Below are 15,816 nucleotides of genomic sequence, written 5' to 3' on the forward strand. Positions count from 1 at the left end.
CGGGGAGAGCGACTGTCTTTGCTGTCAAGCGCTTTGCCATGGCTTTTCGTCCCGGATGATGGCGTTGAGGATGGTGAGGAGTTTGCGCATGGTTGCGACGATGGCGACGATTTTTGGTTTTCCGGCCGCGACGAGACGGTCGCGGAAGGTCTTGAGGGTCGGATTGTGACGGGCTGCCACCAGCGCCGCCATGAACAGGACGGCCCGCACCTTRCCGCGTCCGCCGCCGATGAAACTCCTGCCGCGCCATTTTCCCGACTGCCGGGTGAAGGGGGCAATGCCCGCCAGYGARGCGATCTGGCGCCGGTCGAGCGTGCCGAGTTCCGGCATYTCGGCAATCAGCGTGCGCGCCGTGGTCGGCCCGACACCCGGAACCGAGGTTAAAAGCACCTCGCGCACCCGCCACACGGGCGATTTGCGGATRCGTCCGTCGAGATCGCCGTCGAGGCTCTCGAGTTCGCGTCGAAGCGCCGCCAGCAGTCGCTTGATRCTCTTCTGCGTCTCCTTGGCCTGTGCCATGCGGGACCGGTTCTCCTCCGCCGTGATCATCTGCACGATCTGGCGGCGGCGCGACACGATGGCTGAGAAGGTTTCGCYTTCCTCATCGCGCAAGRGCCGGATCTGCGGCCGTGTCGCCGCCACGAAGGCCGCGATTACCGCGGCATCGATCGGATCGGTCTTGGCCCGTTTCCCGAGCGCATTGGCATAGGAACGCACCTGCGCCGGATTGACCACGACGACCGCAAGGCCGGCCGACGACAGGCCCGCGACCGCAAGCATCTCGTAACCGCCGGTCGCCTCCAGCGCCACGATATCGGCTTTCGCCTCCCGCAACCGTGCGATCAGCGCATCCACGYCGGCATGGTCGTTGCCGACGAAGAAACACTCTTCGACTGGCAGCACATGCACATCCAGCCGATCCTTGGAAACATCGATCCCGACAATCACATCCATCTGATCCCATCCTTGCCTAAGCGGGCTTTGCTTGCGCAAGCGGCCCTGGCGACTGTTCGGGTTCGATGGAACGGCGGATGATGACCCGAGCTCTCCCACGGGCTTCATGTCCCAAAGGTGCTGCGGTCTCTCATCCGCCACCGCAATCGGCAATACACAGCCAATCCGCGACAAAGGGAAGTTACAAAGGTGGCGCNACGGGCTTCATGTCCCAAAGGTGCTGCGGTCTCTCATCCGCCACCGCAATCGGCAATACACAGCCAATCCGCGACAAAGGGAAGTTACAAAGGTGGCGCAAAGCGCCGGATGAGGGGGGCCGAAGGCCACCGCGACAACACCCGGGCCCCGCCGAAGCATCCCGCTTCACCCACTTTTCCGACTGTGCCATAAACCTATCAAACGACCGTCACGCAGTAAAGGATTATTTTCCTATTTCGGGATAATTTTCTCTCCATTGCGCAAATCCTGCCCCGTGTTACACTTCCGCCATGAGAACCGAGGACTTGGAAAAGCGGGCCTTGGGCCTGCCCGGCGCGGTGGAAAGCGCCCATTTCGGCAAGCGCGATTTTCGCGTCGGCAACAAGATTTTCATGTCCCTGCCGGAAGCCGGCCGCGCCGTCGTCAAGTTCACGCCGGACCAGCAGAAACTCTTCCTCGAAACCGAGCCTGGCGTCTGCGCCGCAGTTCCCGGCGGCTGGGGCCTCAAGGGCTGGACCTCGATCTATTTCTGCGATGCCGATGAGGATGTCATCGACCATCTGATGGAAACCGCCTGGCGCAATGTTGCGCCGAAATCGTTGCTGTCGAAGGCCTCGTCCGACGGCTTCGACACTACCTCCCACTGAACATCAGGCCGATAACCTGTCGTCACCCTACTGCGCCGTGCTGAAAGCAAACCAGATCGCCACCAGCGCCAGCAGGGCGGAGAGTGCGCGCCGGGCCAGCCGTTCGCGCCGTGGGTCGTTGAGCATGGGCTCGAGCGTGCCCGCCATCAGAGTGATCAGGGCGTGGATGAGGGTTGCCACCGACACATAGGCTGCGGTCAGCACGAGGGTCTGCGGCATGACGGGGTGCTGCGGCGACACGAAGCCGGGAAGCACCGCGATATAGAACAAAAGCGCCTTCGGATTGAAGATATTCGTCACCAATCCGCGCAGGAAATAGCCGCCATAGCTGCTCTTGTCCGCCTGTTGCGGCCGGCCTGCCGCAAGCCATCCGTCAGCCGCCAGATAGAGCAGGAACAGCACCCCGGCCCAACGCAGCGCCTCGTAAAGCATCCACGACGACTGGATCAGTGTCGAGGCCCCGAGCGCGCCGGCAAGACCAATGATCGAAAGCCCAAGCGCGATGCCGGCAACGGCGGCAAAACCTGCCCGCCGCCCCTCCAGTGCCGAAACGACCGCCAGCCATGTCATGTTCGGTCCGGGGGTAATTTCGATGACGATGGCGGTCAGGATGAAGGGCAGTGTCTCGACGGGAAAATACGGCGCGGCTTGGATCATGGCCAACCATATCACGGCGGGATCAGAACAAAAGATACGTCCACCGGCAGTCCATACCGGTGCTGAGCGCCGCTATTTCCGGCTCGCTTCGCCCACGGTCAACGGCCACTCCACCAGATAATCCTCGAAATCATCGACATCGACGTCGTCTTCCGAGACTGTGCGGCCGCGCGCGGAAATGCCAGCCTGATGCACGGTTTCCGGATCGCCCGAGACCAGCGGATGCCACCAGTAGAGATCGATGCCGTCGCGCACCAGCCGGTAGCCGCAGGTCGGCGGCAGCCAGGTCAGCGTCTCCACCTCCTGCGGTGTCAACTGGATACAGTCCGGCACCGTCGCCTGCCGGTTGGGATAGTCCTTGCAGCGACAGCTCTGGCCGTCCAGCAGCGTGCAGCCGATATTGGTCCAAGCGATCTCGCCCGTGTCCCAATCCTCCAGCTTGTTGAGACAACAGAGCCCGCAGCCGTCGCAGAGGCTTTCCCACTCCGCGTTGGTCATCTCGGCCAGCGATTTCGTCTTCCAGAAGGGCAGTTTGCCCATGGTCTTTTGACTTCCATTTGTTGGATTTCAGCGACAATCTCACAAAACATTGCCGGATTTTTAAGGCTCATTACCGATATCGGCGTAGAATAGAAACCCGGCCCATGCAAATATCGGTCCGGATCTGAAGCCATCGGGGTGTACCAGCGTTGCAGGATCAAAGCCAAGACGATCTCCCGGACGTGGACAAGGCTGCCCCGCAGGACGACCGTCCGCGCAAGCGCCATATCCTGCTGCGCATCGACAGCTGGATCGATTCGACCGTCTGGAATGCCGGTTTCCGGCTCGGCGTCTGGTGGGAGGATATCACCATCTTCTTTCGCCGTTTCACCGTGCGTGGCTGGAAGAAGGTCCTGTTCGAGGTGCTCGGCGAAGGCATGACCTGGGGCACCGCCGGTTCGGTGCTGATGCTGGCGCTCGCCCTTCCGGCCTTCGAGGAAACCAAGGGCAACTGGCGGGCGCAAAGCGATTTCGCCGTCACCTTCCTCGATCGATACGGCAACGAGATCGGCCATCGCGGCATCATCCATGAAGATTCCGTGCCGATCGACGAACTGCCGGACACGCTGGTCAAGGCGGTGCTCGCGACGGAAGACCGCCGATTCTTCGATCATTACGGCATCGATTTTCTGGGCCTCGCCCGCGCCATGACCATCAACGCCCAAGCGGGTGGCGTCGTCCAGGGTGGCTCGACACTCACCCAGCAACTGGCGAAAAACCTGTTCCTGTCGAACGAGCGCACCATCGAGCGCAAGATCAAGGAAGCCTTCCTCGCTGTCTGGCTGGAATGCAACCTGTCGAAGAAGGAAATCCTGCGCCTCTATCTCGACCGCGCCTATATGGGCGGCGGCACGTTCGGGGCAGCCGCCGCCTCGCAGTTCTATTTCGGCAAGAGCATCACCGATATCAATCTGGCCGAGAGCGCCATGCTGGCAGGCCTGTTCAAGGCGCCGGCCCGCTATGCGCCGCATGTCAACCTGCCCGCCGCCCGCGCCCGCGCCAACGAGGTGCTGACCAATCTCGTCCAGGGCGGATTGATGACCGAGGGCCAGGTGATTGCCGCGCGTCTCAACCCGGCAACTGTCATCGATCGCGCCGAGGTCAGCGCGCCTGATTTCTTCCTCGACTGGGCCTTCGACGAAACCCGCCGGATCGCCGCCCCCTTCGCTCAGCATTCGCTCGTCGTGCGCACCACCATCGACATGGGCCTTCAGCAGGCGGCAGAAGAATCGGTCGAATCCAGCCTTCGCGAATATGGCGAGAGTTTCAAGGTCAAGCAGGGCGCCATGGTCATGATCGAAAATGGCGGCCCCGTGCGCGCCATGGTCGGTGGCCGCGACTATGGCGAAAGCCAGTTCAACCGCGCCACCAAGGCGCTGCGCCAGCCCGGCTCGTCTTTCAAGGTCTATACCTATACGGCCGCCATGGAAAAAGGCTTCAAGCCGGAATCCACCATCAGCGACGCGCCGATCACCTGGCGCGGTTGGTCACCACAGAACTATTCCAAAGGCAGCTATTCCGGCCGCGTCACGATGTTGACCGCAATCGCCAAGTCGATCAACACCGTGCCCGTCCGACTTGCCAAGGATGAACTCGGCACGGAAGTGATCGCCGAAACGGCGAAGAAGATGGGCGTCGAAACCCCGATCCGCACCGACAAGACCATGCCGCTCGGCACCTCGGAAGTCACCGTGCTCGACCAGGCGACGGCCTATGCCGTCTTTCCGGCCGGCGGCCTGCAGTCACGCCGCCACGGCATCAGCCAGATCCTCAATTACGACGGCGATATTCTCTACGATTTCAATCGCGACGAACCGCCCGCCAAGCGCGTCGTCAGCGAACAGGCGAATGCCTCGATGAACTACATGCTGACCCAGATTCCGATCATCGGCACGGCCCGGAAAGCTGCGCTCGACAACGGCATCGTCGCCGGCGGTAAGACCGGCACGACGCAAGCCTATCGCGATGCCTGGTTCGTCGGCTTCACCGGCGATTACACCACCGCCGTCTGGTTCGGAAACGACGACTATACCTCGACCAACAACATGACTGGTGGCTCGCTGCCGGCCATGACCTTCAAGCGGCTGATGGACTATGCCGAACAGGGCATCGAGCACCGCGCGATCCCAGGCATCGAAAACCCGCTTCCGGGTCCGGACAAGAAGAAGGACGCCGAAATCGCCGTCGCCAAACCCGGCGACGAAACCGCCCTGCCGCCGCTCGTGCGCCCCCGCTCGCTGTCCGGCGACGTCACCCGGCTGTTGAAATCACTCGGCGAAAAATTCAACACCGCCCCTGCCCTCAAAGTCCCCGCCGAACTCCCCGGCAAGGTCGCCGAAATCGACCGCCAATCGACCGGCACTGTCATCAAGGGCAGCCGCAATGCCGGGCGGTGATGGGATGGCTACCCCCTCGCCCAGTCATACCCGTCTGTCCCTCAGTGCAATCTCCCATTTGAGAGGGGAGATCGGTAACGAATTCAGGGCAATGCCGGTGGCTTCCCTCTTCTCCCCAACGGGGAGAAGTGCCGAGCGCATGCGAGGCGATGAGGGGGGCTTCGGTGAAGCCGAAGCCAAGCGGCGTTTCGACAAGTTGGCCTTCGGCCCCCCTCATCCGGCCTTTCAGGCCACCTTCTCCCCGCTGGGGAGAAGAGAAAATCCGCCGAAACGCAACGCCATTGGTTTCAAACGGCAAAACACCGAATGGCGAAAGGGCGCAGAGAGGTATACCGCTATCTTCGCGCGCTCGACTTCCTCCCCCATCCCCGCAAATCCCCGGTAAATTGCTCTTGTTCCGCATCCCCCTCCTCGTCGCTCTTGCCCTGTCCATAGCCTTCGGCGTCGGCATCGTCTCGACCGTGTCGGCGCTCAAGGCGACGGTCGGCTTCGGCGCGATCTCGCTCGGTCCCTGGGTCGCATTCCCGGATGCGCAGACGGAAAACACCGATCCCTATGCCAAGGCCCATCGGGCACGGGCGGGCAAATTGCTCTATGGCGGCGCGGAAGGCCTGCAGTTCACCGCGGCGGTTGATACGGCCGGCGAGCGGCTGTCCTCCGGTTGCAGCTATGATGTCGTCGGCCTGACGCCGCCGGCCCGCTTCTGGACGCTCTATGCCACGACCGCCAATGACCAGCCGATGAGGGCGCCGGCGGAACTGCCGACGGCGTTCAATGCCTGGACGGTGCAGCGCCAGGCGGACAGCGCGTTCATCATTCACGTCTCTGCGGACGCCCAGCCGGACAACTGGCTGGCGATCCGTCGCATCGGCGCGTTCAAGCTGGTGCTGACCCTTCTCGACACGCCGACCGCCGGTTCGTCCGGCGTCATCGATCTCGCCATGCCGAAGATCGTCAAGACGGGGTGCCCGGATGCGTAGCATACTCTTCGCTATCATCATCGGCCTCGTCGGCGCAGCGCTGCTGCACATCGTCATCATTCTGACGCTGCCGCAGTTCACCGGCAAGGACGCCTACAGCCGCGTGCTCGGCCTCTATGAAATGGACAGTTTCTTCTCGCTCACCAACGAGCCGGGGCCGACCGGGCTTTCCAACGACGACCCGTTCCTGCGCGTCGCGGTCTGCAGCTTTGCCGTCACCGGCGGCCCGACCCGCTTCGTCGCGAAGGGTTCCGTCCCGTTCTGGTCGGTGTCGATCTATGATGCCAATTCCAACGAGGTCTTCAGCATGAACGACAAGACCTCGGTCAACGGCAATCTCGACCTGGTCATGGCCACGCCGATCCAGCTCGTCGACATCCGCAAGACGCCGCCCGAAAGCCTTGCTCAGTCCATCCTCGTCGAAATGCCGGAAGAGGAAGGTTATGCCGTCCTGCGCGCGCTGGCGCAAACCGACAGTTTCGAGGAGCCGGTGCGCAATTTTCTTTCGGAAGCGAGCTGCGAGCCGTTCCGGCGATAATTGTCAATGTGTTCAGAATGTTGGCCTGACTGTAACAGCCGGCCTCGCGGCACCACTGAAGTAACCTTCGTGCGCCGCAAACGTTCATCCCAGCCCAAAGAGCGCGGATGATTGTCTTCGGAAGCGCCGCAGCGTGAGCGGCACCAACCGGATCATGATGTCAATGCTTCTGCTTCCTGGTGCGGCCGGAAACAGGTTTGGCCGGAGTGCTGCCGGGATGACCGTCCAGCCGCTCGTAGCGGACGCCGGTAAACAACAGGATCACCGCATTGCTCGGCGCAATCGGACCCATTGAGGGTTTCGGCGGGGCGCGGGTCAGGCGCTCCTCAATTCTGATAACTTCTGCCATTCTCGTCTCCAAAAAGATATTGAGACGGATGAACTACCGTACTGATTTCACCCTGCCCGCTCTGCGGGCTGACGCCTCCGGAACATTCGGTCCCGAACATCTGCGCCTTTCTCGTTTGCTCCTTCTTCCGGGATATCCGGATATTCTACATGCGGGACTGCAGGGCGGTCGAGTGAACCGCAGCCTGCATACCGATTGAGCCATACGATAGTTAATAGCCCCTTAACGGTCAAAACCCCAATCTTAGCGATAGAAACCGCTGCAACGGCTGATTTGCCCATCATCCGGTTTGCCCGGTACGCTCTTACCGGGCCCGCTTGCAAGAGCCACATTACACATAGAGCCTTGCGCCCGACGTTCCCGATGGAACAGGGTTTGGAACCTCAGCGGCGAACCAGCAATCCGAACACGAAGGAGACACCGGCAATTGCCAGCAGAGTGGAGACCGGCTCTTCCCGGACGCGATCTCGCAACCTTTCCACCAGCACTTCCGCCTCGGATTTGACGACAGCCTTGGCGCCGGTACCGATGGCCGAAACGGATTCTGTCAAGCGCGCGATCTCGGCGCGCAATTCGGCAATCTGATTGTCCAGATCGACCTTGGCGGCGCTCGCTTCAAGCTCAGCCTCATTCGTCACGGTTGCGAATTTCTTTTCGACCATTGTCGGGCTCCTTTTTTCGATAATACCGTAAACGCGACAGCCTTTCTTTGGTTCCGCCGAACACCGCGAAAAGCAGAGCGCGGAACGAACTGAACGGGTTTTGCGTTTCGTTTTCAATAGCATAAATCCAGCATGACTGTGTCATCTCAAAAAAGACACAAAAACAAAGGTGTAGTGCCTTCACGAACAGCATGCAGCTGTGGCCGGGGGGCCAAGGCAACAGGGATGGAACCTCAATGACTCGTCGAAAATTCTCAATCAGGGCATTGGCGCTGGGAGCTGTCGCGGCCCTAGCCTCGCTGCTGCCCGCAACAGCCTGGGCAGTGGAAGGTTATGCCACGGCCAATGTCAACATGCGCTCCGGCCCGAGCACCCGCTATCCGGCAGTCACCGTCATTCCGTATGGCACATCCGTGGAAATCCACGGCTGCCTCTCGGATGTTCCGTGGTGTGACGTCTCCTTTTATAACGGTCGTGGCTGGGTTGCCGGCCGCTATGTTCAGGCGGAGTATCGAAGCAACCGCGTCTATGTCGAGCCAAGCTACTACGACAATCTCGGCATTCCGATTGTGACCTTCGAAGTCGGAACCTACTGGGACCGATACTACCGCAACCGCAGTTTCTACCGCGAGCGGGATTACTGGCGTGGCGGATACAACGGCGACAATGATCGCGGGCGTCGCGACAACAACTATCAGCGTCGTCGTGACAGCGATTATGGTCGCCCTCGCCGTGACAACAACAATGACGATATCTACATCGGCCGTCCGCGACGCGATAACGACAACAATTTCGAACGTCCCCGTCGAGACCGGGATCGCGACCAGTTCGACAATCGCCGCGGCGAGAGCGATCGCGATATCCGCGCCCGGGAAAACCGCCGTGAGCGGGAGCGGGATCGCGCCGAACGCCGCGAGCGCAACCGGGACAGCGATCAGTTCCGCGACGACAATCGCCGCAACGAACGCCGAAACAGTGATCGTCGCCGGGAATTCGAGAACAGGGACAATTTCGATAACAATCGCGGTCGTGACAGAGGCGGTAACGAACGCGTCCGTCGTTGCCGCCCGGGCGATGAGAATTGCACCTGAGGTGATCAGGCGTTCAAGTTTGGTATGAAGAACAGGCGGCCCGCAAGGTTGCCTGTTCCGCTTTTTGCTGCGATGACGGCCAGCAGTAACGCGACTGGAACAAAATCATCGCGCATGAGTTGTCCTTTCACTCGGGAGAGCATCATGCTTCATGGTCCGCAGCCGCACTGGTCAGGAGAATATCGCCGCCGGCAATGCAGCCAGTTGCTGGCGCCTGCCGTGCTTCTCCTTGTGGAGCGCGCGCATCTTGCCGGATGGACCGTCGAGGAAGTCCTGATCGCCATCGGCGACATTGCCGACGGCCAATTGTTTGACACCACCGACACGTCACCAGCCACATTCATCGACAATGATGACAGCCACATTCATCGACAATGATGACCCGCCCGCCGGCAAGCCGGTGGACAAGCTTTATCCAGCGTCTTCTCCCCCGATATCGTTTCGCCGGTAAACGGAATATTAACCACGTCGGCTTAGGCTGAAGACACATTCAGCCATGATCGGCCAGGTCGACATTCAATCTGTCGGCGCCAATATTTTCAGCGCTTTAGAGCCGAAAAGACGGGTGTCGCCCTCATCGTTTGAACACTGCCTTCCGATCCTTGCCTGAAATTTCGGTCCCCGTTCCGGCACCGGCTTGCCCGGCTGTCCCAAATCGGGAATGTGATGTTTTGCGTATGAGTGGGTGTATCAGTGGCGGACCGGTTTCGTGAGTTGGAAAGGCCGCAGGCGGGGCGGCTGAAGGACGTGGTCCTGATGGCGACCGTGACCGGTTTCGAAGGTCTGCGTCATCCGCGCCGCAATGACCTCAAGCAATTCGCCGAACTGTTCGATCCGCTGTTTTCCGCCTCCAGCGACGAAGCGCGCCGCCAGACGGCCGCAGCCCTCTCACAATGCCCGCATGTGCCGCAATCGGTGGCGCTGCAGATCGGCAACGCGCCGATTTCCATCGCCGCCATCTTCCTCACTCGCTCGACTTCGATCTCCGACGCCACGCTTTTGCAGATTATCCGTGCCCAGGGCCCGGCCCATGCCACCGCCATCGCGCGCCGGGAAAACCTCTCGGTTCATGTGGTCGATGCGCTGGTTGAGCGGCGCCAGACGGGCACTGCGCAGGCCAAAAAGTCCGAGCAAGAGGCCTCGAAACCGGCCCGGCCGGATATTCGCCTGCGCGAACCCGCCTCCCCGGATCTCGACGCCGCACGACGGCTGCGCGAAGAACAGTTGCGCGCCGAAATCAAGAGCCTTGCCCGCGCTGCTCCTCCGGCTCCGGCACCTCAGTCAGGACCGGCAATCGAAACCATCAATGCCTTGCATGAGGCCCTGCTCGTCCGCTTCGCCCGCTCGGGAGAAGCCAATCTTTTTGCCGCAAGCCTCGCGGCCGCACTGTCCTGCAGCCCGGAACTCGGCGAGCGCATCCTGCTCGACATCTCCGGCCAGCAGCTTGCCATTACCCTGACCGCGCTCGAAATGCCGCTCGAAGACAGCCTGTTAGTGCTGACCGCTTTCTACCCCGATCTGGCCGAACGCCATGCCGGCACAACGCGCGGCGACATGCTCTTGGACTCGATCGATCTTCTCGCCAGCCGTGCCCGCGTCCAGTCGTGGCTGCAGGCCGAGCAGGAAGAAAAATCAACGGCTGTCCACCAGCCGCATCTCGCATCCGATCGTGCCGCCGATCCACGCCAACCGGCCGCCCGTCAAGACACCTCAGCCCGCCGTCAGGTGGATACGCGCAATACCCGCGCCTTCGGCCGTGCGCGCTGACCGGTCAGCCGCCCGCCACAACCTCGAACAGGTCGCCGCGCTCATCCACCTCGATCTCGATCACCCAGCAATCCGGGTCGAAGCGCAACTCGCGCGCAATCGCCGTGTCGACAACGTCGGCTTCCACGGCTGCCAGCCGGATTTCAAACAGCCGGTTCGGTGAAGGATCATCAAAAAAGCTTTGCGGCGCAGGCGCATAAAGCGTTTCGGTACCGAGACGGGCGCGCTGGCGAATGAAGATGGCGCCAGCCTCCTCCGCACCCTTGTGCAGGACGGCCGCATAGCCACCCAGCCCGAAGACGCGGCGAACCAGAGCGGAAACGAAGATATCGGATTTCAGGCGCATGGCGCGGTGATACAACGGGCGACAGCCGCGCGCAAATGCACCCGTGTCAGACGCGGATCGCCAGCCGCAGACCGCCCCAGTGGCGGCCGTTGACGAAGATCGGCGCGGAAATGTCCTTCATCAGCACGAAATTGCCCGCCCCCATGTCACGCCGGTAGGTCTGGACGAGGAAGGGTTGCGTGTTACGCCCGGCAGCCAGGCCCACCCGGTCGTTGAAGATGCGTCGGTTGCGGCAGTTGGCCGTGTTCCAGTCGGCATCGCCCGGGCGCTGCGGATGCGAAAACTTGCGATTGTGGGTCGGCAGGTAACCGTTCTCGTCGACGGCGGCACAGAAGGCGATGCGGTCGTTGCTGCCGGCGATGGGCTCGAGGATGGCGGGCAGGACGCGATCGGTGAATTCAGTAAAACGCGTCATCATCTGCACCGGCGTGCTGCCGGGGATCTGCCGGTACTGCCGGTCGAACAGTGCATCCATGCCGATGCCGCCGCTCGCCACCTGGGCTTCGAACAGGGCGGATATTGTCGCCGCCACCTCGCAAGCCGTGCGGATAAAGGGGCTGTCGGGTGTTTCGAGCCCGGCGCTCGCCGTGACCTGAATGATCTTTTCCGACACGGCAACGACGGCATCGACGCGAGACGACGCCTTTTGCAGGGCACCGCTGGATGTATGGATTTCCGCAGCGATTCCGGTCAGTTGTTCGGCAAAGGCGGCATATTGCCGATCGACGGCATCGGTCGTTCCGGAGACCGACGAGGCGCTGTCGAGGATGGTCGACATGACCTGTTCCATGCTGGCAAACGAGCCTTGGATTTCTCCGGCCTTGTCCTTGACGCTCTCGGCCGAGGTCGCGGCCTGCGTGCCGGCCACCGTCAACCGTTCGATGCGACTGCGCAATTCGCCCAGCGTCTTCTGGATGGAGGCCGTCGTCTGCGAGGTCTGCAGCGACAGCGCCCGCACTTCGGCCGCAACGACGGCAAAGCCCTTACCAGCCTCCCCCGCGCGCGCCGCCTCAATGGCCGCGTTCAAGGCCAACAGATTGGTCTGGCGGGCAATCGTGCCGATCTCTCCGGCAAAACGGTCGACATCGGCGAGCGCTCCCGAGAAGGAGGAGATTTCCGCGCCGATCTCGCGCGTCGTGGCAACCATGTGGTCGATTTCGGACAACGAGCCCTGCAGCCGCTTGCCCTGCTCGCCCAGCACGGTGCGGGCAGTCGTGGCCGAGGCATCGGTCTCATGCAGGGAGCGGGCAACTTCGCCATTCGCGGCTGCAATCGCGCGGGCGGTATCGGTGACGGAGGAAAAAACGCTGGCATGGCGGGCTGAAAGGGCGGCGGCATCCTGAATGGCACCGGCAATATCAACGAGATCGACGCCGAGCCCCGCAGCTTCTCGCGCCAGGTCAGCCACGACCTGCGTCAGATCAGCAGCACCGTTATCATTGTCATCAAGAGCGGGTCCCAACCCCGCCTCGGGCATGCGCAAAGCCGTAGCCATCGTCCAACCGCCTCCTCATCCGCAAAAGCTTGGCAGGACATGGTTAACGAAGTGAAAATTGCGATTTTCGACTTTAGTCGTAAGTATAACGCCCCTATAGCGCGCCGATTTCTTTCATCTTCTTCAGCACCTTGTCGCTGGGCTGGCCGGTTTCGGGCAGGCGATAGTGCTTTTCGAAGTGCCGGATCGCCGTGCGGGTCTGTTCGCCGGCCACGCCGTCGATCGAGACGTCGGTATAGGCGAGGTTCGTCAGGCCCTTCTGGATGTTCATCACCAGTTCGCTGGATGCCGGAATATCCGCCTTCGGAATATATTGCGGATCGACTTCGGCATTGCGGATGGCGGCGGCAACCGGGTCGAGTTCGCCCTTGCTCGCCTTGACGTTTTCGTAAGGACGCGATGCCGGCAAAGCGGCTGCCTGCTGCTTTCCCTTGTCCTTTTGGCGCAATGCCGCAAGCAGGGCATCGGACGCAGCGCCCGTCTCCGGCCTATCCGTCTGCTTTTCGAAGCGCAGGATCGCCGCCGATGTCTTCGGGCCGGTCTTGCCATCAGGCACGCCATCATAAAGACCGCGACGCGCCAGTTCCTTCTGGATGTTCATCACCAGCGCCGAACCGCCCGCTGGCTTGTCCACCGGCTGGCTGTTCACATCCGCCTGCCTGTTGGCCTCGCCTTGGCTGGCGATCACATCCTCTATGCTTTGGCTGGGCTCGAGCTTCGGCTTCACGATGCTGGCGGTTTCGGCACCCGCTTCAGTCTTTGCCGCATCCGCTACGGCGGCCGCCTCGTCCTCGCGCTGAATGACGAAGGTCGTCACCTTGCGCGGCTCGATGCCGGTCTGTTCGTCCTCGACGCCGAGATTGGCGGCCTGGGGATGGGTGAAAGGCAGGCGAGTGCGAAGAAGTGGCGAAGGATGTGCGCCCGGCTGATACCAGAGCGCATTGGCAGCGACGAAGCTGAAGACAACAGCGAATGCCATCGAGCCACCGAAGACGCCGGGATTGCGGGCGGCAAGGCTACCGGCATTGCTCAGGCCGCGCATCGCCAGGCTGGCCATGACCAGGCCCGCACTGCGCTGCACCTTCTTTTTCTTCTCAGGCTGTTTTCGCTTGCGAGCCGTCATGCCCAGCGCTCCTGTTCACTCCGTCGGCATCCGTCCACCCCTCCGGATTGGCCTGACTGTTCGTCTTCTCCCGCGTACGCTCCTTCAGGCGCGGCGGAAACTCCACCATTGTCTGTTCCACAAGTTCCTGCTCTTCGAGCGGACGGATGCCCGATCCGTCGAGCGCGACGCTGACCGTGATCACGGTGCCCTCGCCCGCGCGGCTGCGGATATCGAACCGGCCGCCATGCAGCGCCACCAGCCCCTTGACCAGCGACAGGCCAAGGCCGGTGCCCTCATACTTGCGGGTATAATCGTTCTGGATCTGCACGAAGGGCTGGCCGAGCGTGGCCAGCTTGTTTTCGGCAATGCCGATGCCGGTATCGCTCACGACCAGATTGAGATCGCTGCCGGAGATTTCCGCATCGATCGTCACCAGCCCGCCGCGATCGGTGAACTTGATGGCGTTGCCGACGAGATTGATCAGGATCTGCTGGATCGCCCGCTGGTCGGCATTGACCTCGCCGACATTGCGCATGATCCGGCTGGTCAGTTGCACGCCCTTTTCACGCGCCTGCAGCCCCAGCATCGCCTCGCAGGCCTTGACCACGTCGGCGACGCGGAACGGCTCGGGGATCAGTTCGTAACGGCCGGCCTCGATCTTGCTCATGTCCAGCATGGTATTGACCACCGATAGCAAATGCGCGCCGGACTGGTTGATCAGCGAGACATATTCGCGCTGGCGGTCGTTTTCGAGCTTGCCGAAATATTCGCCGGACAGGATATCGGAAAAGCCGAGGATGGCGTTGAGCGGCGTGCGCAGCTCATGGCTGACCGCCGCCAGGAAGCGCGTCTTGGCCTCGTTGGCGGTTTCGGCCAGCCGTGTCTTGTGCGCGGCTTCGGCGCGCAGACGGGCTTCTTCCGAGACATCGCGGGACTGGACGAGGATGGAGCCGAGCGGCTCTCCCGGTTCACCGAGTGCCGTCATTTCGCAGCGCATATGCACGAACTGTTCGCCGTCGGCAAAGGCATTCGGCTGCTCCAGCCTTATATCGATGGTTGCCTGGCGCGCACCCTGCCGAAGGTTGTCGATCGCCTGCAGGAAAAGGATACGGTCGGACACGTGGATCTGCTCGATAAAGCCGCGGCCATGCGGATTGCGCATCCAGGAAAGATAGGACTGCGCGTCGCGACCATGGATTTCCGTGACCGAACCACGGATATCGTGAACGGTGACGAGGCCGGCGAAGCAATCATAATGGGCACCGCTGTTGTCGACTGCCATAAGCCTGACATCAGCGATATCGGCCGCAAGCCTGCGGTTGCGCATATAGGCAATGGCGGCAACGCCGGTCATCAGTGCCGTGGAGGCAACCAGTGCTACGCCGACCGGCAGGGCGACGGAAACCGGCAACGCCATGGAAAGAGCAAGCGGAACCGACGGCAGAGCGACGAGCGCGGTTGCGGCGATGGCGCGGACGACGGCGAATTCACGGCCAGCCTCCGGCTCGCCGGCCACCGGGCGCGGCAGCCAATGGCGCGCGATATCATCCACCCGGGATGCCATCCTGCCAGAAATGTTACGCAATACGCTCAACGTCTAACCCTGTACGCTCGTTCTTTTCCGGAGCCATCATGGTCCGTCCTTTATGCGGAAGTGCCCATCTCCCCCAACCGAAAACGGCCGTTTGGGATGATGTCCCTACCTGTCCGAATTTCGCATCGGCGGCTTAATGAAAGGATAAATGAAACGGCGACAAATCCCGCCAAACGGCCCGAAAATCCCATTCCGGGACGATTCACGGCGGCTTTGTCTTTTGTGGTTAATGGGGTGTAAGCAACGGATTTCAGGTGGTTTTCCGTGGGACGTTAATCTTTGTGGCGGCCCGGAGAGTTGCAGAATCCCGCGTTTGCAGCCTTGCCGCCGGCGCCCTCGCCCCGAACCTTAACGGCATCCGCTAAAATGCGCGAAAAATGCCATTCAAATGCTGATATTTCCAATTTTACGAAAAGTCGGTGCAAATGCCACGGGTTTTGGCAAAGGCCTATTCCGACTCTCTTCCTAAGGTGTGATGACAAGGCGCCAAGAGGAGG

Annotated in this window: 16 protein-coding genes; 7 read left to right on the plus strand and 9 right to left on the minus strand. The window is 61.6% G+C overall.

Annotated elements, in window-relative coordinates; all coding sequences use genetic code 11:
- Nucleotides 1–24 precede the first annotated feature (24 nt).
- Nucleotides 25–954 (minus strand): IS110 family transposase, encoded by a 930-nt coding sequence (locus ASG68_RS00005; RefSeq protein WP_062609085.1) that lies wholly within the window; start codon nucleotides 952–954, stop codon nucleotides 25–27.
- Between the two features lie 488 nt (nucleotides 955–1,442).
- Here ASG68_RS00005 and ASG68_RS00010 point away from each other — a divergent pair, with 488 nt between their 5' ends.
- Nucleotides 1,443–1,799 (plus strand): MmcQ/YjbR family DNA-binding protein, encoded by a 357-nt coding sequence (locus tag ASG68_RS00010; RefSeq protein WP_062576103.1) that lies wholly within the window; start codon nucleotides 1,443–1,445, stop codon nucleotides 1,797–1,799.
- Nucleotides 1,800–1,826: 27 nt separating this feature from the next.
- Here the strand turns inward: ASG68_RS00010 and ASG68_RS00015 are convergent, their stop codons facing one another.
- Together ASG68_RS00015 and ASG68_RS00020 are read right to left on the minus strand one after the other, a co-directional pair.
- On the minus strand, nucleotides 1,827–2,456 hold the full coding sequence (locus tag ASG68_RS00015; RefSeq protein ID WP_062576102.1) for a LysE family translocator: 630 nt from the start codon (nucleotides 2,454–2,456) through the stop codon (nucleotides 1,827–1,829).
- Nucleotides 2,457–2,528: 72 nt separating this feature from the next.
- Complete coding sequence (locus tag ASG68_RS00020; RefSeq protein WP_062576101.1) at nucleotides 2,529–2,996, minus strand: YcgN family cysteine cluster protein; 468 nt, start codon at nucleotides 2,994–2,996, stop codon at nucleotides 2,529–2,531.
- 182 nt (nucleotides 2,997–3,178) lie between these two features.
- On the opposite strand from ASG68_RS00020, the gene ASG68_RS00025 reads away from it, so the two are divergent.
- From ASG68_RS00025 to ASG68_RS00040, 3 genes are all read left to right on the plus strand, one after another.
- A complete protein-coding gene (locus ASG68_RS00025) occupies nucleotides 3,179–5,392 on the plus strand; it encodes a transglycosylase domain-containing protein (protein ID WP_156373794.1) in 2,214 nt (737 codons plus the stop codon).
- Between the two features lie 392 nt (nucleotides 5,393–5,784).
- A complete protein-coding gene (locus tag ASG68_RS00035; protein ID WP_062576609.1) occupies nucleotides 5,785–6,372 on the plus strand; it encodes a DUF1214 domain-containing protein in 588 nt (195 codons plus the stop codon).
- Entirely contained in the window at nucleotides 6,365–6,910 is a 546-nt protein-coding gene (locus ASG68_RS00040; RefSeq protein ID WP_062576098.1) for a hypothetical protein, read from the plus strand. Before ASG68_RS00035 ends, ASG68_RS00040 begins: the two co-directional genes overlap by 8 nt.
- Nucleotides 6,911–7,070: 160 nt before the next feature.
- Here the strand turns inward: ASG68_RS00040 and ASG68_RS30165 are convergent, their stop codons facing one another.
- Both ASG68_RS30165 and ASG68_RS00045 read right to left on the minus strand, forming a co-directional pair.
- Nucleotides 7,071–7,259 (minus strand): hypothetical protein, encoded by a 189-nt coding sequence (locus ASG68_RS30165; RefSeq protein WP_156373793.1) that lies wholly within the window; start codon nucleotides 7,257–7,259, stop codon nucleotides 7,071–7,073.
- A gap of 383 nt (nucleotides 7,260–7,642) precedes the next feature.
- Complete coding sequence (locus ASG68_RS00045) at nucleotides 7,643–7,921, minus strand: hypothetical protein (RefSeq protein ID WP_062576097.1); 279 nt, start codon at nucleotides 7,919–7,921, stop codon at nucleotides 7,643–7,645.
- A gap of 236 nt (nucleotides 7,922–8,157) precedes the next feature.
- Here ASG68_RS00045 and ASG68_RS00050 point away from each other — a divergent pair, with 236 nt between their 5' ends.
- The 3 genes from ASG68_RS00050 (at nucleotide 8,158) to ASG68_RS00060 (ending at nucleotide 10,779) form a co-directional block, all read left to right on the plus strand.
- Complete coding sequence (locus tag ASG68_RS00050) at nucleotides 8,158–9,012, plus strand: SH3 domain-containing protein (RefSeq protein ID WP_082478304.1); 855 nt, start codon at nucleotides 8,158–8,160, stop codon at nucleotides 9,010–9,012.
- A gap of 144 nt (nucleotides 9,013–9,156) precedes the next feature.
- On the plus strand, nucleotides 9,157–9,390 hold the full coding sequence (locus ASG68_RS00055) for a hypothetical protein (RefSeq protein ID WP_062576096.1): 234 nt from the start codon (nucleotides 9,157–9,159) through the stop codon (nucleotides 9,388–9,390).
- A 378-nt stretch (nucleotides 9,391–9,768) separates the two neighbouring features.
- Nucleotides 9,769–10,779 carry a DUF2336 domain-containing protein gene (locus ASG68_RS00060; RefSeq protein WP_156373818.1) on the plus strand — a complete coding sequence of 337 codons (1,011 nt, stop codon included), beginning with the start codon at nucleotides 9,769–9,771 and terminating at the stop codon, nucleotides 10,777–10,779.
- Between the two features lie 4 nt (nucleotides 10,780–10,783).
- Here ASG68_RS00060 and ASG68_RS00065 read toward each other — a convergent pair whose 3' ends face one another.
- The 4 genes from ASG68_RS00065 to ASG68_RS00080 form a co-directional block, all read right to left on the minus strand.
- Nucleotides 10,784–11,125, minus strand: a complete 342-nt coding sequence (locus tag ASG68_RS00065; protein WP_062576606.1) for a DUF1491 family protein — start codon at nucleotides 11,123–11,125, stop codon at nucleotides 10,784–10,786.
- Nucleotides 11,126–11,171: 46 nt separating this feature from the next.
- Complete coding sequence (locus ASG68_RS00070) at nucleotides 11,172–12,602, minus strand: methyl-accepting chemotaxis protein (RefSeq protein WP_082478301.1); 1,431 nt, start codon at nucleotides 12,600–12,602, stop codon at nucleotides 11,172–11,174.
- 112 nt (nucleotides 12,603–12,714) lie between these two features.
- Complete coding sequence (locus ASG68_RS00075; protein ID WP_062602655.1) at nucleotides 12,715–13,743, minus strand: peptidoglycan-binding protein; 1,029 nt, start codon at nucleotides 13,741–13,743, stop codon at nucleotides 12,715–12,717.
- Complete coding sequence (locus ASG68_RS00080) at nucleotides 13,715–15,289, minus strand: sensor histidine kinase (RefSeq protein WP_082478299.1); 1,575 nt, start codon at nucleotides 15,287–15,289, stop codon at nucleotides 13,715–13,717. The genes ASG68_RS00075 and ASG68_RS00080 overlap by 29 nt, the downstream gene beginning before the upstream one ends.
- Between the last annotated feature and the right edge of the window lie 527 nt (nucleotides 15,290–15,816).

The sequence above is a fragment of the Rhizobium sp. Leaf453 genome (assembly GCF_001425605.1).
In the GTDB taxonomy this organism is placed as follows: Bacteria; Pseudomonadota; Alphaproteobacteria; order Rhizobiales; family Rhizobiaceae; genus Pararhizobium.